At 70.5% G+C, this 18,600-nt stretch carries 18 protein-coding genes and 3 pseudogenes; 11 read left to right on the plus strand and 10 right to left on the minus strand.

The features are described from left to right. The first annotated feature begins 23 nt into the window (after positions 1 to 23). The 4 genes from AB0A94_RS10630 (at position 24) to AB0A94_RS10645 (ending at position 1,811) form a co-directional block, all read left to right on the plus strand. Positions 24 to 200 carry a hypothetical protein gene (locus tag AB0A94_RS10630; RefSeq protein WP_361741888.1) on the plus strand — a complete coding sequence of 59 codons (177 nt, stop codon included), beginning with the start codon at positions 24 to 26 and terminating at the stop codon, positions 198 to 200. 119 nt (positions 201 to 319) lie between these two features. Further along, positions 320 to 733, plus strand: a complete 414-nt coding sequence (locus AB0A94_RS10635) for a BlaI/MecI/CopY family transcriptional regulator (RefSeq protein WP_217130704.1) — start codon at positions 320 to 322, stop codon at positions 731 to 733. Between the two features lie 9 nt (positions 734 to 742). After that, entirely contained in the window at positions 743 to 1,276 is a 534-nt protein-coding gene (locus tag AB0A94_RS10640; RefSeq protein WP_217130703.1) for an amino-acid N-acetyltransferase, read from the plus strand. Between the two features lie 199 nt (positions 1,277 to 1,475). Continuing rightward, a complete protein-coding gene (locus tag AB0A94_RS10645; protein WP_004928054.1) occupies positions 1,476 to 1,811 on the plus strand; it encodes an Lsr2 family protein in 336 nt (111 codons plus the stop codon). On the opposite strand, the gene AB0A94_RS10650 is transcribed toward AB0A94_RS10645, so the two are convergent. After that, positions 1,790 to 2,461, minus strand: a complete 672-nt coding sequence (locus AB0A94_RS10650) for an SCO3374 family protein (RefSeq protein WP_361741893.1) — start codon at positions 2,459 to 2,461, stop codon at positions 1,790 to 1,792. The genes AB0A94_RS10645 and AB0A94_RS10650 overlap by 22 nt on opposite strands. A 479-nt stretch (positions 2,462 to 2,940) precedes the next feature. Between AB0A94_RS10650 and AB0A94_RS10655 the strand changes: the two genes are divergently transcribed. Continuing rightward, positions 2,941 to 5,466 (plus strand): ATP-dependent Clp protease ATP-binding subunit, encoded by a 2,526-nt coding sequence (locus AB0A94_RS10655; protein ID WP_361741896.1) that lies wholly within the window; start codon positions 2,941 to 2,943, stop codon positions 5,464 to 5,466. A gap of 87 nt (positions 5,467 to 5,553) precedes the next feature. On the opposite strand, the gene AB0A94_RS10660 is transcribed toward AB0A94_RS10655, so the two are convergent. Next, positions 5,554 to 6,192, minus strand: a complete 639-nt coding sequence (locus AB0A94_RS10660; protein ID WP_217130700.1) for an HAD family acid phosphatase — start codon at positions 6,190 to 6,192, stop codon at positions 5,554 to 5,556. A 441-nt stretch (positions 6,193 to 6,633) separates the two neighbouring features. On the opposite strand from AB0A94_RS10660, the gene AB0A94_RS10665 reads away from it, so the two are divergent. Beyond that, positions 6,634 to 7,332 carry a M23 family metallopeptidase gene (locus AB0A94_RS10665; RefSeq protein ID WP_361741899.1) on the plus strand — a complete coding sequence of 233 codons (699 nt, stop codon included), beginning with the start codon at positions 6,634 to 6,636 and terminating at the stop codon, positions 7,330 to 7,332. 19 nt (positions 7,333 to 7,351) lie between these two features. On the opposite strand, the gene AB0A94_RS10670 is transcribed toward AB0A94_RS10665, so the two are convergent. Continuing rightward, positions 7,352 to 7,936 carry a helix-turn-helix domain-containing protein gene (locus tag AB0A94_RS10670; RefSeq protein WP_361741902.1) on the minus strand — a complete coding sequence of 195 codons (585 nt, stop codon included), beginning with the start codon at positions 7,934 to 7,936 and terminating at the stop codon, positions 7,352 to 7,354. Positions 7,937 to 8,085: 149 nt separating this feature from the next. Here AB0A94_RS10670 and AB0A94_RS10675 point away from each other — a divergent pair, with 149 nt between their 5' ends. The 3 genes and pseudogenes from AB0A94_RS10675 to AB0A94_RS10685 all read left to right on the plus strand — a co-directional run bounded on the left by AB0A94_RS10675 (position 8,086) and on the right by AB0A94_RS10685 (position 10,770). After that, entirely contained in the window at positions 8,086 to 9,672 is a 1,587-nt protein-coding gene (locus AB0A94_RS10675; RefSeq protein WP_361741905.1) for an MDR family MFS transporter, read from the plus strand. Positions 9,673 to 9,833: 161 nt separating this feature from the next. Further along, on the plus strand, positions 9,834 to 10,271 hold the full coding sequence (locus tag AB0A94_RS10680) for a helix-turn-helix transcriptional regulator (RefSeq protein ID WP_361741908.1): 438 nt from the start codon (positions 9,834 to 9,836) through the stop codon (positions 10,269 to 10,271). Between the two features lie 60 nt (positions 10,272 to 10,331). After that, positions 10,332 to 10,770: pseudogene (locus AB0A94_RS10685) on the plus strand (VOC family protein). Positions 10,771 to 10,804: 34 nt separating this feature from the next. Here the strand turns inward: AB0A94_RS10685 and cseC are convergent. The 5 genes from cseC to AB0A94_RS10710 form a co-directional block, all read right to left on the minus strand. After that, positions 10,805 to 12,151 (minus strand): two-component system sensor histidine kinase CseC, encoded by a 1,347-nt coding sequence (gene cseC / locus AB0A94_RS10690; protein WP_361741911.1) that lies wholly within the window; start codon positions 12,149 to 12,151, stop codon positions 10,805 to 10,807. 9 nt (positions 12,152 to 12,160) lie between these two features. Then, the gene (gene cseB / locus AB0A94_RS10695; RefSeq protein ID WP_361741914.1) at positions 12,161 to 12,859 is read right to left on the minus strand and encodes a two-component system response regulator CseB; all 699 of its coding nucleotides are present in this window, start codon (positions 12,857 to 12,859) and stop codon (positions 12,161 to 12,163) included. A 141-nt stretch (positions 12,860 to 13,000) separates the two neighbouring features. Continuing rightward, the gene (locus tag AB0A94_RS10700) at positions 13,001 to 13,654 is read right to left on the minus strand and encodes a hypothetical protein (protein ID WP_361741917.1); all 654 of its coding nucleotides are present in this window, start codon (positions 13,652 to 13,654) and stop codon (positions 13,001 to 13,003) included. Continuing rightward, complete coding sequence (locus AB0A94_RS10705) at positions 13,642 to 14,193, minus strand: SigE family RNA polymerase sigma factor (protein WP_361741920.1); 552 nt, start codon at positions 14,191 to 14,193, stop codon at positions 13,642 to 13,644. Before AB0A94_RS10705 ends, AB0A94_RS10700 begins: the two co-directional genes overlap by 13 nt. Before the next feature lie 339 nt (positions 14,194 to 14,532). Further along, positions 14,533 to 15,468 carry an A/G-specific adenine glycosylase gene (locus tag AB0A94_RS10710; RefSeq protein WP_361741923.1) on the minus strand — a complete coding sequence of 312 codons (936 nt, stop codon included), beginning with the start codon at positions 15,466 to 15,468 and terminating at the stop codon, positions 14,533 to 14,535. Between the two features lie 420 nt (positions 15,469 to 15,888). Here AB0A94_RS10710 and AB0A94_RS10715 point away from each other — a divergent pair. Beyond that, a pseudogene (locus tag AB0A94_RS10715) lies at positions 15,889 to 15,990 on the plus strand (DNA-binding response regulator); the annotation flags it as partial. Between the two features lie 25 nt (positions 15,991 to 16,015). On the opposite strand, the pseudogene AB0A94_RS10720 reads toward AB0A94_RS10715, so the two are convergent. Continuing rightward, positions 16,016 to 16,207, minus strand: a pseudogene (locus tag AB0A94_RS10720) (hypothetical protein); the annotation flags it as partial. A 186-nt stretch (positions 16,208 to 16,393) separates the two neighbouring features. Here AB0A94_RS10720 and AB0A94_RS10725 point away from each other — a divergent pair. Then, on the plus strand, positions 16,394 to 17,269 hold the full coding sequence (locus tag AB0A94_RS10725) for a hypothetical protein (RefSeq protein ID WP_361741926.1): 876 nt from the start codon (positions 16,394 to 16,396) through the stop codon (positions 17,267 to 17,269). 175 nt (positions 17,270 to 17,444) lie between these two features. Here the strand turns inward: AB0A94_RS10725 and disA are convergent, their stop codons facing one another. Continuing rightward, positions 17,445 to 18,569 carry a DNA integrity scanning diadenylate cyclase DisA gene (gene disA, locus AB0A94_RS10730; RefSeq protein ID WP_217137210.1) on the minus strand — a complete coding sequence of 375 codons (1,125 nt, stop codon included), beginning with the start codon at positions 18,567 to 18,569 and terminating at the stop codon, positions 17,445 to 17,447. Between the last annotated feature and the right edge of the window lie 31 nt (positions 18,570 to 18,600).

Raw genomic sequence — 18,600 nt, forward strand, 5'->3', positions numbered from 1 at the left:
CCCCGCTGTCCTACCCTGGACCCATGGACTACGTCTCCGCGCTCCTCCCCCCGGCCGTCATGGCCGTCTTCTTCTTCGGCGTGATCCGGGTGATCGTGAAGACCCAGGGCGGCGCCAACAAGACCAAGGAGGACGCCGCGGTCGACGCGGCCCTCGCGCGGGCGCAGGGCTCCCGGCCCGCCCCCGAGAGCGAAGCCTGACCCCAGCCACCCCCTCCCGGCGTACGACCCCAGGTCGTACGCCCTTTTTGTTCAGGTTTGTCGCCGATCGCGCCCGTTCGACACGCCATTGTCATGATCCGCCACTATTGTTCTGAGTTGTGCCTCGCCCATTGGGAGAACTCGAAGACGCGGTCATGACGCGGGTGTGGAAGTGGAACCGCCCGGTGACCGTTCGGGAAGTCCTGGAAGATCTTCAGAAGGAACGGTCCATCGCGTACACCACGGTGATGACCGTTTTGGACAATCTCCATCAGAAGGGCTGGGTGCGCCGAGAGGCGGAAGGCAGGGCCTATCGATATGAGGCGGTCTCCACTCGCGCCGCCTACGCTGCCGCGCTGATGAACGAAGCGTGGTCGCAGAGTGACAACGCCGCCGCCGCTCTCGTCGCGTTCTTCGGCATGATGAGCGAGGAACAGCGTCAGGCTCTCACCGACGCGGTCCGCATCGTCCAGCTCCCGGAAACCCCCGCCGACGAGAACCCCGGCTCCACAGAGGGCCGGAGCGGACGATAGCGTCCGCACATGTCCGCAGACAGCCCTGAAGTCCCCGCAAAAGCCATCACGGTCCGACGGGCCCGCACCAGCGACGTCCCCGCCGTGCGCCGGCTCCTTGACGCCTACGTCCGCGGGCGCATCCTGCTCGACAAAGCAACGGTGACGCTTTACGAGGACATCCAGGAGTTCTGGGTCGCGGAACGGGACGACAACGCGGAGGTGGTCGGCTGCGGCGCCCTGCACGTGATGTGGGAAGACCTCGCGGAAGTCCGCACTCTCGCCGTGAAGCCGGGCCTGAAGGGCGCGGGCGTCGGGCACCGGTTGCTGGAGAAGTTGCTGGAGACCGCCCGCTGGCTCGGCGTTCGGCGGGTATTCTGCCTGACCTTCGAAGTGGACTTCTTCGGCAAGCACGGCTTCGTGGAGATCGGTGAGACGCCCGTCGACACCGATGTGTACGCGGAGTTGCTGCGCTCCTATGACGAGGGCGTCGCGGAGTTCCTCGGCCTCGAACGCGTGAAACCGAACACCTTGGGCAACAGTCGGATGCTTCTGCATCTGTGATCTGTGAGCGGTGCCCTATGTCCGAAACGCGCACGTTTCCGCGCCGGATGCGGGCGGCAGGTCTCTGCCAGGGGTTTGTGTTTTTACGGCAAAAGCGGTTTGCTTTCCGGAGTACTGCAGTACTGCATATAACAAGGGGCGGCGATACGGCAGACGCCGGCACACCCCGGCCCTCAAGTTATCGATGAAAGGAAATCCGGTGGCACAGAAGGTTCAGGTCCTTCTTGTCGACGACCTCGACGGCGGCGAGGCGGACGAGACCGTGACGTTCGCGTTGGACGGCAAGACGTACGAGATCGATCTCACCACCGCCAATGCGGACAAGCTCCGTGGCCTTCTCGACCCTTACGTGAAGGGCGGTCGCCGTACCGGAGGCCGTGCTTCGGGCGGTCGCGGAAAGGCGCGTGCTTCTTCCGGCGGCAGCCAGGACACCGCGGCCATCCGCGCGTGGGCGAAGGAGAACGGTTACGAGGTCAACGACCGCGGCCGTGTCCCCGCGTCCATCCGCGAGGCCTACGAGAAGGCCAACGGCTGACCGTCGGCCCGTACGGCGGTGACCGCATCCGAGCGCCGCAGCCGGACCCGGTGGATCTGCGTCGCCACCGTGTCCACCAGCCGCACGAGATCCGGGGGGCCGTCACCGTCCCCCCGCGCACCACTCCTCGTGCCCATCGCCGACAGCGTCGGCAGCGAGGCCTCGGCCTCGTGTCCCGGCTCGGGGGGCCGCAGCCACATGGCGGCCCCCTGCGATCCACCACGGCCCAGGGGGAGCGGCCGGGTGGTGGGACCGGCACCCGCACCGGCAAGGGCATCCGCACCGGCACCCGCACCCGCATCCGCACCGACGCCAGGGGGCCAGGGGGCGTCCATGAGCCCTCCCGCGCCGATCGCCACCAGGTCCAGCTCCAGCGCGCCCCAGTCCAGCCACTCCAGCAGCCCCGGCAACTCCTCCTCGCTGCCCGCTGCCACCAGCAGCAGCATCCGGCCGTTCCGCAGGGCCACCGGGAACCCCCGCCAGAGCCCTCCCGAGCGTTCCAGGCGCTCCAGCGCCGCGCACCCCGCCTCCGCGGGCACGTCCAGGACGTCGAAGCGCACCCCCACCGCCAGCCGCACCGGCACCCCGGGCACCGTGGGCCACCCCAGCGCGTTCTCGTACCAGAGCCGCACCTCGTCGTCGCTCGGCATGAGCGACCGGCGGGGGGACGGCACTGCGGGAGCGACGGACCGAACCATGCCCGACGCAACGCCCCGACGCCCTCCGGGTTACGCTGGGTGTCCATGTGTATGCGAGGGGTGTCGAACAAGGGGGCGCGCGGGGGTGCGGGGAGGCGCAAGGTTGTTCGCCCGTAGCGGAGGGAACCCGTGCACGCGGCATGGACTGTCCGTAGCAGCGGGTAAGACATCCCTAGTGGGAGGGGGCGACACGCAGGGCGGGACGTCTCCCGTTCGCCATGGGCGTACTGGCGAAGGGGGTAACTGCCTGGCCTGCGGGAACATCGTCTCGCACCATCGGGTTGGAGCAGATGTCGGCGTGAGCGGGGTCAGGAGGCCATCGACGGTGTCGGCAGTTGGAATGAGCGGTCCCCGCTTGCGGGACTAAGCTGCGGAAGGACAGGGAGGGGAAGTTCCCCCCACTGCCTGACCGCTCTGAGGAGCGATTAACGATGTTCGAGAGGTTCACCGACCGCGCGCGGCGGGTTGTCGTCCTGGCTCAGGAAGAAGCCCGGATGCTCAACCACAACTACATCGGCACCGAGCACATCCTCCTGGGCCTGATCCACGAGGGTGAGGGTGTCGCCGCCAAGGCCCTTGAGAGCCTCGGGATTTCGCTCGAGGCGGTCCGCCAGCAGGTGGAGGAGATCATCGGGCAGGGCCAGCAGGCCCCGTCGGGTCACATCCCCTTCACCCCCCGTGCCAAGAAGGTCCTGGAGCTGTCGCTCCGCGAGGCCCTTCAGCTGGGCCACAACTACATCGGCACGGAGCACATCCTGCTCGGCCTGATCCGTGAGGGCGAGGGCGTCGCCGCCCAGGTCCTGGTCAAGCTGGGTGCAGACCTCAACCGCGTGCGGCAGCAGGTGATCCAGCTGCTCTCCGGTTACCAGGGCAAGGAGACCGCCACCGCCGGCGGTCCTGCCGAGGGCACGCCCTCCACGTCCCTGGTCCTCGACCAGTTCGGCCGGAACCTCACCCAGGCCGCTCGTGAGTCCAAGCTCGACCCGGTCATCGGGCGCGAGAAGGAGATCGAGCGGGTCATGCAGGTGCTGTCCCGCCGTACCAAGAACAACCCGGTGCTGATCGGTGAGCCCGGCGTCGGCAAGACCGCCGTCGTCGAGGGCCTCGCCCAGGCCATCGTCAAGGGCGAGGTGCCCGAGACCCTCAAGGACAAGCACCTCTACACCCTGGACCTCGGTGCCCTGGTCGCCGGCTCCCGTTACCGCGGTGACTTCGAGGAGCGCCTGAAGAAGGTGCTCAAGGAGATCCGCACCCGCGGCGACATCATCCTGTTCATCGACGAGCTGCACACGCTGGTCGGTGCGGGTGCCGCCGAGGGCGCCATCGACGCCGCGAGCATCCTCAAGCCGATGCTGGCCCGCGGTGAGCTGCAGACCATCGGTGCGACCACGCTGGACGAGTACCGCAAGCACCTGGAGAAGGACGCGGCCCTCGAGCGCCGCTTCCAGCCCATCCAGGTCGCCGAGCCCTCGCTCCCGCACACCATCGAGATCCTCAAGGGTCTGCGCGACCGTTATGAGGCGCACCACCGCGTCTCCATCACGGACGAGGCCCTGGTGCAGGCGGCGACGCTCGCCGACCGCTACATCTCGGACCGCTTCCTGCCGGACAAGGCGATCGACCTGATCGACGAGGCCGGCTCCCGGATGCGCATCCGCCGGATGACCGCGCCGCCGGACCTGCGCGAGTTCGACGAGAAGATCGCCGGCGTCCGCCGCGACAAGGAGTCCGCGATCGACTCGCAGGACTTCGAGAAGGCCGCCTCCCTGCGCGACAAGGAGAAGCAGCTCCTCGCCGCCAAGGCGAAGCGGGAGAAGGAGTGGAAGGCCGGCGACATGGACGTCGTCGCCGAGGTCGACGGCGAGCTGATCGCCGAGGTCCTCGCCACGGCCACGGGCATCCCGGTCTTCAAGCTGACCGAGGAGGAGTCGTCCCGCCTGCTGCGCATGGAGGACGAGCTCCACAAGCGGGTCATCGGCCAGAACGACGCCGTCAAGGCGCTGTCGAAGGCGATCCGCCGCACCCGTGCGGGTCTGAAGGACCCGAAGCGTCCCGGTGGCTCGTTCATCTTCGCCGGTCCGTCCGGTGTCGGTAAGACCGAGCTGTCCAAGGCGCTGGCGGAGTTCCTCTTCGGTGACGAGGACGCGCTGATCTCCCTCGACATGTCGGAGTTCAGCGAGAAGCACACGGTCTCCCGTCTCTTCGGTTCGCCCCCCGGCTACGTGGGCTACGAGGAGGGCGGCCAGCTGACGGAGAAGGTGCGCCGCAAGCCGTTCTCGGTCGTCCTCTTCGACGAGGTCGAGAAGGCCCACCCGGACATCTTCAACTCGCTGCTGCAGATCCTGGAGGACGGTCGCCTGACCGACTCCCAGGGCCGGGTCGTGGACTTCAAGAACACGGTCATCATCATGACGACCAACCTCGGCACCCGGGACATCTCCAAGGGCTTCAACCTGGGCTTCGCCGCCGCGGGCGACACGAAGACCAACTACGAGCGCATGAAGAACAAGGTCTCGGACGAGCTCAAGCAGCACTTCCGGCCCGAGTTCCTCAACCGCGTCGACGACGTGGTGGTCTTCCCGCAGCTCACGCAGAGCGACATCCTGCGGATCGTCGACCTGATGATCGGCAAGGTGGACGAGCGTCTGAAGGACCGGGACATGGGCATCGAGCTCTCCCAGTCCGCCAAGGAGCTGCTGTCCAAGAAGGGCTACGACCCCGTGCTGGGCGCCCGGCCGCTGCGCCGGACCATCCAGCGGGAGATCGAGGACTCGCTGTCGGAGAAGATCCTCTTCGGCGAGCTGCGTCCCGGTCACATCGTGGTCGTGGACACCGAGGGCGAGGGCGAGTCCCAGACCTTCACCTTCCGCGGTGAGGAGAAGTCGGCCCTGCCCGACGTCCCGCCGATCGAGCAGGCGGCCGGCGGTGCCGGCCCGAACCTGAGCAAGGACGCGTAGCCGCCGCGCTCGGCCTGAACGCAAGAAAGGGGTCTGCCCCGGGACGCACGTCCCGGGGCAGACCCCTTTTCCGCGGCTGCGGCCGGTTCAGGAGAGCTGACCGTCGTAGTCCGGCAGCTTGAACGTCCTCTCGGCGTGGCCGCCCGACAGGTCGGTGGCGCTGTTGCCGATGTTGGCGATGATCGTGTAGCCCTTGGCCTCGATGTTGACGCGCTGCGCGGTCTTGTAGTCGGCGACGTTCTTGAACAGGTCGAAGAACCCGCGGACGTACAGGCCGGCGGACTCGTAGCCGGCCTGGTCGAGGTTCCACTCGGTGGGCGCGTGGATGATGCCCGGGCGGGCGGTCACGAAGAACACCGCGACGCCGTGCTCCTGGGCGTACTCCGCGGCCTCCAGGACCGGCTCGTTGGCGGGCTGCGGGAAGCTGAACCCGAAGTCGGTCTCCAGCGCGGTGTTGTCGACGTCGAGGACGATCGCCTGCTTCTCGCCCGGCGCGGTGTCACCGATCCGCTGCTTCAGGTAGGGCAGGGCCTGGTCCATGACCGCCCGGCAGTCCCGCTGCCAGGTGTCGTAGTCGACGTCCGCCGCCGCGGTGGCGGCTGCCACCGGGGAAACGGCCGGTGAGGCAGGGGTCGTGGCTTCGGCCGGTGCGGCCAGGGCCACCAGGGCGGCCGCGGAGACGGCGGTGACCGATGCGCGGATCGGCCAGGAGCGTCGGCTTCTCATCTCGTGGGGGTCCTCTCACGTCCGTGACGCTGCCAACGTGTCGTGTGCATGTTCGTCTGCGAGGGTGACGCGAGGTGAACCGTAGGGTTACCGGACGGTAGGCGCCTAGAGGTCTGCGCCACATTCGCGGAATGGCCGAAGCCGGTCGTCGGTGACATGCCGCACAGGCGCTTTGTCCGGTACTAGGCGGAATAGTGGCAAAAGACGTCCCACAAAACAGACATTTACTCTATCTTTCCGATCGATCGGCTCTAAATGGCGGGTTTTGCCCGGTAAGGGTGATGAGTCAAGAGACGTGCATCTCAGTGCGGATCTACGAGTTTCTGTCGTAGGTCACACCTTTGCGCGGTTATGTCCGGAGGGGCTACCAATGAGTCACCACCGAGGCGCGGATCCGTCCGCCGGGTGGTTTTCCTCTGTCCCCCTCCTGATGAGGTGTGTATGTCCCAGCGCGTCACGTCCCGTTCCTCCCGCACCGCGTCCCTGATCCGCACCCGCGCGGCCGTGCTGGCCGCCGGACTGGGGGCCTCGGTCGTGATGGGAGCCGGGGTCGCGGCCGCCGCCGACACCACGGCCGCGTCCGGCGTCGCCAGTGCCGTCGAGGCGCAGGCCGCCGCCCAGGCCCAGGCCGCGAAGGCCCAGGCCGCTCAGGCCGAGAAGGCCGCCGAGGCGAAGGCCGCCCAGGCCGAGAAGGCCGCCCGGGCCGCCGCCAAGAAGCAGGCGTCCTGGATCGACCCGGTGAAGAGCTACAAGCTGTCCGCGAGCTTCGCCCAGAACGGCGGCATGTGGGCGTCCAAGCACTCCGGTCAGGACTACGCCGTCCCCACCGGCACCCCGGTGATGGCCGTGCACGGCGGCACCGTCGTCAAGGCCGGCCCCAACGGCGCCGGTGACGGCCCCGCCTACGGCAACGCGATCGTCGTCAAGCACGGCAACGGCACGTACTCCCAGTACGCCCACCTGTCGCAGGTGAACGTGAAGATTGGCCAGATCGTCAAGACCGGCCAGAAGATCGCCCTGTCCGGCAACACCGGCAACTCCAGCGGTCCGCACCTGCACTTCGAGATCCGCACCACCCCGAACTACGGCTCCGCCGTGGACCCGGCGAAGTTCCTGCGCGCCAAGGGCGTGACGGTCTGATCCGCCGCGCACACGGCGCCTAGCCGCCCCCGGAACCCCGGTGGGCCTGGGTGATCAGATCGATGGCGACCTCGAGGACGGCCTTGCGCTTCTCCTCGGGGTCGCTTTCGACGTCCTGCAGGACGTGCATCCCCGCGTGCATGGTGAACAGGGCGCTGACGCAGCGCACCTGGTCGACCAGGTCGGCGTCCGGGTCCATGAGGATGTCGCGCAGCCCGAGCATGCGGGTCTTGAACATCTCGCCGATGCTCAGCTCGCGGATCGTCGCCTGGTTCTCCTGCATGAAGCGGAAGAGCGGGGCCGCGCCCGCCAGCGCCTCGCTGTACCGGCGGATGATCTCCTGCTTGGTCTCCAGCGAGTGCGGCTGTCGCCGCCCCCACTCGATCAGGTCCTCGATCGGCCGCGAGAGGTCCTCGAAGATGCCGACGAGGATCTCTTCCTTCGTCTTGAAGTGGTAGTACAGCGCCGCCTTGGTGACGTCCAGGCGCTCGGCGATCTCGCGCAGCGAGGTCTTCTCGTAGCCCTGCTCGGCGAAGAGTTCGAGCGCCACGTCCTGAATGCGCTGGCGGGTGTTCCCGCGGCGCCGCTGTCTGGTGCCGTCCATGGTGCCGCCCATCCTCCTGCTCGACCTCTCTTGGCGAAAACTTACTTGACGCCCGGCTAGTTGCGCGACTAGCTTCCCGGTGTAGTGAACTAGCCGGTCGGCAAGTAAGTAGTGGTGGTCACGCGACCGTGGCCGGGGGAGAAGGAATCATGGCGGACACACCAGCGGCGGGGGCCGTGGAGACGGACACCGGCAAGCAGCCGAGGAGCGTGCGGGTGGTCCTGCTCGCACTCATGATCGCGATGATGCTCGCGATGCTCGACAACATGATCATAGGTACGGCGATGCCGACGATCGTGGGCGAGCTGGGCGGACTGGAGCACCTGTCCTGGGTGGTCACCGCCTACACCCTGGCCACCGCGGCCGCCACCCCGGTCTGGGGCAAGCTCGGTGACATGTACGGGCGCAAGACCACGTTCATGACGTCCATCGTGATCTTCCTGATCGGCTCCGCGCTCAGCGGCATGGCCCAGGACATGGGCCAGCTGATCGGCTTCCGCGCGGTGCAGGGCCTGGGTGCCGGCGGTCTGATGGTCGGCGTCATGGCGATCATCGGCGACCTGATCCCGCCCCGCGAGCGCGGCAGGTACCAGGGCATGATGGCCGCCGTGATGGCGCTGGCGATGATCGGCGGACCCCTGGTCGGCGGCACCATCACCGACCACTGGGGCTGGCGCTGGGCCTTCTACATCAACCTGCCGCTCGGCGTGATCGCGCTGGCCGCCGTGGGTGCCGTACTGCACCTGCCGAAGAAGCGGGCCGAGGCCGGTATCGACTACCTCGGTGTCGCGCTGCTGACCGTCGGCATCACCGCCGTCGTGCTGGTCACCACCTGGGGCGGCACGGAGTACGCCTGGACCTCCGCGCGGATCATGGAGCTGATCGGCCTCGGTGTCGCGTCCCTCGTGGGCTTCGTGTTCTGGCAGACCAGGGCCGCCGAGCCGGTGATGCCGCTGCACATCTTCCGCAGCCGCAACTTCACGCTGATGTCCGTCATCGGCTTCGTCGCCGGCTTCGTGATGTTCGGCGCGACCCTCTTCCTGCCGCTGTACCAGCAGGCCGTGCAGGGCGCCTCCGCCACCAACTCCGGCCTGCTGCTCCTGCCGATGCTCGGCGCGATGCTCGTCACCTCGATGGTCGCGGGCCGGGTGACCACCGACACCGGCCGGTACAAGGTCTTCCCCGTCCTCGGCAGCGCGCTGATGGCCGTCGGCCTGTACCTGCTGTCCACGATGGACACCGGAACCTCCCGCCTCACCTCCGGTGTCTTCATGGCCGTGGTCGGCCTCGGCATGGGCTGCCTGATGCAGATCACCATGCTGGTCGCGCAGAACAGCGTCGAGATGAAGGACATGGGCGTGGCGTCCTCCTCCACCACCCTGTTCCGCACCCTCGGTGCCTCCTTCGGTGTCGCGATCATGGGTGCGCTGTTCAACAACCGGGTCCAGGACGTCATGGCCGAGCGGGCCGGCGCGCTGGGCTCCGGGGTGACCGAGCAGTCCGCCCAGCTGGACGCCGCACGCCTGGAGAAGCTGCCGGACGCGGTCCGCGAGGCCTACCAGTACGCGGTGTCCTCGGGCACCCACTCGGCGTTCCTCCTGGGCGCGGTGGTCGCGGTGCTCTCGCTGGCGGCGGCGGTGTTCGTGAAGGAGGTCCCGCTGAAGGGAGCGGGCCCCGTGAAGGGGAACACCGACGACGGCGCCCCGGCACCGGCGGCGGTGACCGAGCCCGTCTGACCCTCCCGGCCGGCACCGAGGCCCCCGGCGGCACGCCCTGTGACCACCGGGGGCCTTCCCCGTGCGCAGGTCCGGCCCCGTCGTCGGCCGGTGCCCGGGCCACGGCCACCGGGCCCCGGGTAACGGCGTCGATGTCAGTGCCCCGTGCCACCATCGGTCGCATGGACAAGGCGCGGCAGCTGGGGCCGGCCAAGGACGCGATGGACCGGGACCGGGCCGACCCGGACCTCGACCTGGCCGCGATCGCCGCGCACGCCGGATATTCGCGCTACCACTTCATACGCGCCTTCAGGGAGACCTACGGCGAGACACCGGGCCAGTACCTCACGCACCGCCGCATCGAGTGCGCCGAGGACCTGCTGCGCACCGCGCACCTGTCGGTGACGGAGATCTGCCACCTGGTCGGCTTCAGCAGCCCGGGCACGTTCTCTGCGCGGTTCAAGACCCGCACCGGCCTCACCCCCAGCGAGTACCGCACCCGGCACGTGGGCCGCGGTGCCGCCCTGATCCCGGGCTGCTACGCCATGCACTGGCTCGGCGGACACCGGCCCGGTCCGGGCAGGGCCGCGGGGCAGCGCAATTCCGGAGAAGCGGACTGACGGCGGCGCCGCCTACGGTGACAGGGCACCGGAGGAGCGGCGGCGAAACGGGAGTACGCCATGATCAGGGGGCTCACCAGCACCGTCTGGGTCCTCGACCAGGACCGGGCGAAGGAGTTCTGCACCGAGAAGCTGGGCCTGGAGGTCCGCACCGACATGACCCTGGGCGAGGGCGGCATGCGCTGGCTCACCGTCGGCTCGCCGAAGCAGCCCGACGTCGAACTGACCCTGATGGTCCCCGGCGCGGGCGTGGACCCCGAGTCCGCCGAGATGATCAAGAAGCGGGTGGCCAGGGGAGCGCCCGGCCCCGGCGTGCTGACCACCGACGACATCCACGGTGACTACGCCGAGCTCAAGGCCCGCGGGGTCGATCATCTAGGAGCCGCAGGAGCGCCCGTACGGCACCGGGGCACTGTTCCGCGACGACCCGGGCAACCGGTTCTCCTTCACCCAGCCCCGCGAGGGCGGTCTCGACACGGACAAGGACTGGTCCTGCTGAACCGCTCCCGCTACTGGGCCGGCAACCGCTCCCGCTACTGGGCCAGCATGGGATAGCTCCCGGTGTTCGTCGGCGCGTGCTCGGGCAGCCACAGCACGGCGACCGCGCCCTCGGCCGGCGCGTCGTCCGGCGCCCCCGCCGGCCGTACGTTGCGGAAGGTCAGCCGCGCGCCCAGCACCCGGGCCTGACCCGCCGCGATGGTCAGGCCCAGCCCGTGGCCGCAGCCGGCCCGGTCGGCGCTGCCGGTGCGGAAGCGGCTCGGCCCCTCGGCGAGCAGGCTCTCGGGGAAGCCGGGCCCGTGGTCGCGGACCCGGACGACCCGGCCCTCGACGCTCACCTCGATGGGCGGCCTGCCGTGCCGGGCGGCGTTGGCGAGCAGGTTGAACAGCACCCGCTCCAGGCGCCGCGGGTCGGTGGTGACCTCCGACTCGTGCACCACCCGCACCGTGACGTCCGGGTCCTTCGCCCTGACCCGCCGGACGACGAACTCGCCCAGCAGGATGTCCTGCAGTTCGGCCCGCTCGGAGGCGCTGTCCAGCCGGGCCACCTCCAGGACGTCCTCGACGAGGGTGCGCATCGCCTTGGCCCGGTCCAGCACCAGCTCGGTCGGCCGGCCCGGCGGCAGCAGCTCGGCGGCGGTGAGCAGACCGGTCACGGGGGTGCGCAGCTCGTGCGCGATGTCGGCGGTGACCCGGCGCTCGGCCTCCAGCCGCTGCCGCAGCGCGTCCGCCATGGCGTCCACCGCGCTGGCCAGGTCGTCGGTCTCGTCGCGCACCACCCCGCCGATGGCCTCGCGCACCCGGACGTCCGTCTCGCCCTTGGCGACCCGGTTGGCGGCCGCGGCCGCCTTCCGCAGCCGCCGCGACAGATGCCCGCCGATGAACACCCCGAGCGCGCTGCCGCCCAGCACGACCGCGCTGGAGCCGATCACCAGGGCCTGGTCGAGGTCCTTGAGGATGTTCGAGCTGCGGTCCGTGAAACCGGAGTGCAGGGACATCACGTGTCCGTTCTTCAGCGGCACCGCCGCCCAGATGTCCGGCGCCCCGCCCGGCCGCTCGGCCACGTAGGTCGCCCGCCGGCCGGCCTCGGCCTTCTCCCGCAGCCCCTCCGGCAGCTCCGGGTCGTCGATCTTGGTGTTGGGGAAGTTCAGCCGCCCCGACAGCTCGTAGTTGCGCTGGGCGATCATGATGCGCTCGTCCGCCAGGTCGCGCGCGTTGTCCAGCATCGACACCCGGGCCGCGTTGTGCACGACCAGGCTCAGCGCGATCGCCACCAGCGCCCCGACCAGCGCGATGGCGGCACTGAGCTTCCACCGCAGACCCGTGCCTATGCCCGCCCGGTCCACGCACGCCGCCACCAGGCGCCGGAAGTACCCCCGCATCGTCTTCTCTCAGGCCTTCAGTTTGTAGCCGAAGCCGCGGACCGTCTCGATGCGGTCCTGGCCGATCTTCGTGCGCAGCCGCTGCACATGGACGTCGACGACCCGGGTGTCACCGCCCCAGCCGTACTCCCACACCCGTTCGAGCAGCTTGTCGCGGGAGAGCACGGTGCCCGGCGCCGCGGAGAACTCCAGCAGCAGCCGCATCTCGGTCGGCGTCAGCGCCACCGGCTTCCCCGCCCGGCGCACCTCCATGCCCCCGGTGTCGACCTCCAGTTCGCCGAAGGCCAGCACACCCCCGTCGCCCGGCCCCGCCGCGTCCTCCCGGCCGCCGTTCGCGCGCCCGAAGCGGCGCAGCACCGCGCGGATCCGGGCCACGAGCACGGCACTGTCGAACGGCTTGGTCACGTAGTCGTCGGCGCCCGCCTCCAGGCCCAGCACCACGTCGATGGAGTCGGCCCGCGCCGACAGCATGATCACCGGCACCGTCGACTCGTCCCGGATGCGCCGGCACAGGCTGACCCCGTCGAGCCCGGGAACCATCACGTCGAGCAGCGCGATGTCGGGGCGGTCCGTGCGGAACGCCTCCAGGCCCGACAGCCCGTCGGGCATCGCGGTGACCGCGAAGCCGTCCCGCTCCAGGGTGAGCTGGGTGGCCTCGCGGATGACGTCGTCGTCCTCGACGAACAGGACGTGGGTCTGGTCTGCCATCCCGGTGCTCTCAGTCCTCGTGTGATCTCGGATCGGTGCGCGCGTGTTTTTCTCGTCCACCCCACGGACGCGGGGGCCGCGCCGCGGGTTCACCCGTCCATCGGTCCGGGCGGCCCCGCCGGTCACGCCGTGGGCCATGTCTCAGCCGGCGGGCACCGGCGTCGGCTCCGTGCCGGCCACCTGTCCGTAGTCGTTGTGGGTGCGGTACTCCTCGGCGAACCGGCCCGGGCCCCAGCGGTACGTGATCACGTTCTCCCCGGACGGGCTCGACACCGGGTCGCCCCGGTCGTACACCTGCTTGGTCACCACCAGGTCCCCGCGGTCGATCTCCGCGTACACCGGGGGCTCCTCGGCCGAGAACACGTTCACATACGCGCCGCCCTGCTCGCGGTACACGTACGAGCCGACGCCCACCGCGTCCCCGCAGGTCAACACGTTGACGACGACGTCGTCCACGGCTCCTCGGGTGAGGTTGCCGTAGCTCACGTCGACGGGGTACTCGTCGGCGACGCACGGCTTCAGCTCCCGCTTGACCTCCGCCGAGACCGCCGGGTCGGCCTTGACCAGCCGGACCGCGTCCACCCGGTCGGGGGTCTGCGAGGGCTGCGCCGACGCCGCGGCGGGGGCGCTCGCCACGGAGTCCGCGTGCGCCGGGCCCTCGTCCCGCGCACCGGTGCCGCCCGTGCCGCAGCCGGCGGCGAACAGGACGGCGGCGGCGAGCACGGCCGTCGCCGTACTCGCCGCCCGGGCGGTGCTCCGGGCCCGTGTGGGCCCCGCGCCGGTCAGGCCGCGCAACGCTCCCGCTCCTCACGCTCCAGCGCGCGTGCGTCCAGATCGCGTGCCTCCAGCTCCTCGCGGAGCCGGGCGAGCGCCCGGTGCAACGTGCTCTTGACCGTTCCGGCCGACATGCCGAGGGCGGCGGCCGTCTCGTCCGTGGACATCTGCTCCCAGTGTCGCAGCACCACGACACTGCGCTGCTTCGGGGCGAGGATCTTCATGACGTCCATCAACAGGGCGCGGTCGGCGTGCTGCTCGGTGGAGTCGTCCACACAGGCGTCCGGGAGCTGCTCGGTGGGCACCTCCTCCAGCTTGCGGGCCCGCCACCACTCCGTCCGCGTGTTGATCATGACCCGGCGCAGATAGGCGTCGGCCAGCCGCTTGTCCTCGATGGTCTCCCAGCGGCCGTACGTCCGGGCCAGCGCGGTCTGCAGCAGGTCCTGCGCGTCGACGGGGTCCGGGACCAGACGGCGGGCGCTGCGCAGCAGTGCGTCCTGCCGGGTGCGGACGTACTCCTCGAAGGCGAGCACCTCGCCCCGCACCGTGTCCTGCGCCATGGTGAACCGCCTCCCGCTCCCCGTGCCGGCCCGCCCGCGCGGGCCGGTTGTCCTGCCTGTGTTCCGTGGTCCCGTGCCCTTGTCGAGCACGTGATCGAAGGTACGGAGGCGTTGTCACGGCGCTGTCCGAAGCAGCCTGCGGGAAGCCCTCGGCTGTCCGTCGGTTGTGTAACGGAAGGAGGAACGGGGTAAAGCGGGCGACCGGTTGAGGGCGTTGTGCGGAGATATGGCCGACCGTACCGGTGTGGTGTGTGTGGGCCGGCTGTATCCGACGTCGGAGGTATGTGTGGACCGGCTGTATCCGACGTCGGAGGTGTGGGGACCGGTTGTACGCGAACGTCAGGTCATCGGCAGCCGGTACAGACCGCCCGGCAGCGGCTCCACCAGACCGTCGGCGACCAGACCGTCCAGCGCACGGGCGCGCTGCACCGGCTCGTGCCACACCCGGTCCAGCGCGGCCTGCGGCACCGGACCGTGCGCCTCCCGCAGCACGGCCAGCAGCCGCCCGCGGACCTGGCGGTCCGTGCCCGCGTACGTCTGGCCCCGGCGCGGCGGGCCGTCGTGGGCGGGCTTGCCCGCCAACCGCCAGGCGCACTGCGCGGCGATCGGGCAGCGCTGGCACGACTCGTTCTTCGCCGTGCACACCAGCGCGCCCAGCTCCATGGAGGCGGCGGCCCACCGCGCGGCGGTCGCGGCATCCTCCGGCAGCAGGGCCCGGGCCAGCCGGCGCTCGGCGGCGGTGGTGGCGTTCGGCGGGTACTGCGCACCGGTGACCGCGCGGGCGAACACCCGGCGCACGTTGGTGTCCAGCACCGCGTGCCGCTGCCCGTACGCGAACGACGCCACCGCCGCGGCCGTGTACTCCCCGATGCCGGGCAGCGCCAGCAGCTGGGCGTGGTCGGCCGGTACGTCGCCGCCGTGCCGTTCGGTTATGGCGACGGCGGCGCCGTGCAGCCGGAGCGCGCGGCGCGGGTAGCCGAGCCGGCCCCAGGCGCGGACCGCCTCGCCGGGCGCCTCCGCGGCGAGGTCGGCGGGGCGCGGCCAACGGGCCAGCCACTGCTCGTAGACGGGCAGGACCCGGTTGACCGGGGTCTGCTGCAGCATGAACTCGCTGACCATCACCCCCCACGCACCGGCCTCCGGGCGCCGCCACGGAAGATCCCGGGCGTGCTCGTCGAACCAGTCGATGACGGGGGAGTGCAGCGGCTCACCGGGAGCACGCTCGGACGCGGAATCGGCGGCGGTGCCGTACGGGGGCTTAGTGGGAGCAGTCATGGCCCTTCGATCCTCCCACGTCGGTGCCCGCTCGCGGTGGGAGCGCCACGGCCATGGCCTCCCGCAGGGTGACGTCGTACCCGACGCTCGGCAGCGGTGCCCCACCCGCGTCCGCTCGTGGCGCCGGGAGCGTGGAACGTGCCCGTCCCGCCGGGTTCGGCCGGGGCGGCCCCCTCCCGCCGGCGGTCACCTTCGGGCTGACGGCCACGACCCTCACCTCCGGCACGGCGGGAAGGACCGGCCGAAGCTGTTCCGGTACGACCGGACGACGGCCCGCCGCGGACCGGCGAAGGGGTGAGCGGCGTCGAAGGGGTGCCGGGAGGCGAAGGGCGAAGACCTGGGCCAGGATCGCCCGGCAGCGGAGGGAGGGGAGCGGCCGGCACCTTCTCCGCACGCGTCCACACCGCCCGTGCCCCCGGCGGCTTCCTGCTGAAGTCAGGCGACCGGTACGAACTCACCGCGGACGTAAGGGCAGTGACGAGCGATGCTGCCTTCCTGCCGCCCGAGGCGGCCCGGTACGTCACGAGGTACCCGGCGGAGCCGACGGCGACGGGTCGGCGCCGGTGACCGCACGGCGCGGACGCTCCTCCGTCGCACCGGACTTGAGCACCTGACCGCTGCACGCGTACGCCACAGTCGTGGCCAGAGGTGCAAGGGCCGCGATCGCGAACGCCCGGCTGTTCGCTCGCCGCGCCCGCCACCAGCCGACCACGAACGGCGCGACGGACACCGGCAGTCCACGAAGCCCGTGGTCACGGACGGTAGGCGAGACGTCGATGCGGTCACGCTCCGCGATCGCCGCGTGCCGCCCCTGACGAAAGGCATGGGGCGACAGGGTTCTTACCGGAATGATGATCCGGAAAAGTTGTGCTCGGAGCGGCGGGTGGGACCAGCGAACGCGCCGATCTCTCGTACAGTTTGCGCCGTGGGATCTCTGCGCAATCCGGTCGGGCCGCTTCCCTCCACCATCTACTGGCGGCGGAGGGCCGTACTGCTGTCCGTGCTGGCCCTGTTGGCGTTGTTGATCACCTGGGTGGTGGTCTCCGGCGGCGGGGACGGCGGCGACCGTGACAACGGGGCCAACGGCAAGAATCCCGCGCCCTCCATCACTCCGGGACCGTCGAGTTCGGGGCCGGCGATCAGTCAGGCGCCGGGTGGACGCGACGAGTCGGGGGACGGAGGTTCCGACGGTTCGGGCGGTTCGGGAGGTTCCGGTGGTACCGGTGGCTCGTCGTCCGGGTCCGGTGACGACGGGGACAACGGTGATCCCGCGGACTCCGGTGGCGCCGAGGGATCGGACGGCGGTGCCGGGGGCGGCGCGGGCGGTGGTTCCGGGGGCGGTACGTCGGCGGGGGTCGGCGCGGGTGACGCGCTGCCGGCCGGATCGGGGTCCTCGCTGCCCAACTGCACCGCGAACGCGGTGAAGTTCAGTCTGCGCAGTTCCCGCAACGCCTATGAGCCGGGGCAGACGCCCACGTTCCTGCTCACCGCGCGGAACACCTCCGGTGGCGACTGCAAGGTCGATCTCGGGCCGGACAACGCGGTGTTGACGATCACTCCGGCGAGCGGCGACGACGCGTACTGGGCGTCGGACGACTGCCCGAAGGGAGCACGGAGCCTGGTGTTCCGGGTGCCGGCGGAGGACAGCATCACCTACACCGTGAAGTGGGACCGCAAGGCGAGTGCGCCGGAGTGCGCGACGCCCAAGGCCGGGACGGCCGGCGCGGGGACCTACCTGGTGGAGGCGAAGGCACCGGGCTTCGAGAAGGTGCGCACGTCGTTCGTGCTGAAGGCGGACTGACTCAGCTGCGGGCCACCCGTGCCTCCCCAGTGCCTCAAGGGCCTGGGAGGTACCCCCAGGCGGCACGGGTGGGCGGTGGGGGTGCCTCCCGCTCGAGCGCGGCCGAGAGCGGGGGAGGCACCCCGCGAACGCGGGCAAGCGGACCCGCCCCCGCCCCGCAGCGGCCAGGGGCTCCCTAGACGTACCGCTCGAGGATCGAGCTCTCCGCCAGCCGCGACAGTCCCTCGCGCACGCTCCGCGCCCGCGCCTCGCCGACCCCGTCCACCGTCTGCAGATCGTCCACGCTCGCGGCGAGCAGCTTCTGCAGCCCCCCGAAGTGCTCCACCAGCCGGTCGATGATCGCGCCCGGCAGCCGCGGCACCTTCGCCAGCAGCCGGAAGCCGCGCGGGGACACCGCGGAGTCCAGGGTCTCGGGCGAGCCGGTGTACCCCAGTGCGCGGGCCACCGTCGGCAGCTCCAGCAACTCCGCGTGCGTGAGCACGTTCAGCTCGTGCAGCGCCTCGTCGACCGTGCGGGAGCGCTTGGCGGTGGGCTCGGGCACGTAGTCCCGCACGACCAGCTCGCGCTCCGGTTCCACGCCCGCGATCAACTCGTCCAGCTGAAGGGCGAGGAGACGGCCGTCGGTGCCCAGTTCAACCACGTATTCGGCGATTTCGGTGGCGATGCGGCGCACCATCTCCAGCCGCTGCGCGACCGCCGAGACGTCCCGGACGGTCACCAGGTCCTCGATCTCCAGCGCCGACAGCGTGCCCGCGACCTCGTCGAGACGGAGCTTGTAGCGCTCCAGGGTGGCCAGCGCCTGGTTGGCGCGGGACAGGATCGCCGCCGAGTCCTCCAGGACCCGGCGGTGGCCGTCGACGTACAGCGCGATCAGGCGCATCGACTGGGAGACGGAGACGACCGGGAAACCGACCTGCTTGGAGACGCGGTCGGCGGTGCGGTGCCGGGTGCCGGTCTCCTCGGTGGGGATGGTCGGGTCCGGCACCAGCTGGACGCCCGCCCGCAGGATCTTGGACAGGTCGGACGACAGCACGATGCCGCCGTCCAGCTTGCACAGCTCGCGCAGCCGGGTCGCGGTGAACTCGACGTCCAGCACGAAGCCGCCGCTGCACAGTGCCTCGACGGTCTTGTCGGAACCGAGCACGATGAGACCGCCGGTGTTGCCGCGGAGCACGCGCTCCAGGCCGTCACGCAGGGCGGTGCCGGGCGCCACGGCGCTCAGCGAGGCGCGCATCAGGCCATCGGAACCGGCACTCCCACCGGACTTTCCGGGAGCCGCCGCCCGGTCGTTGGCTGCCACTGCACTCCTCCGGTCGCGGGTTCTGGGGCGC

It is taken from the genome of Streptomyces sp. NPDC044984 (genome assembly GCF_040646935.1).
In the GTDB taxonomy this organism is placed as follows: domain Bacteria; phylum Actinomycetota; class Actinomycetes; order Streptomycetales; family Streptomycetaceae; genus Streptomyces.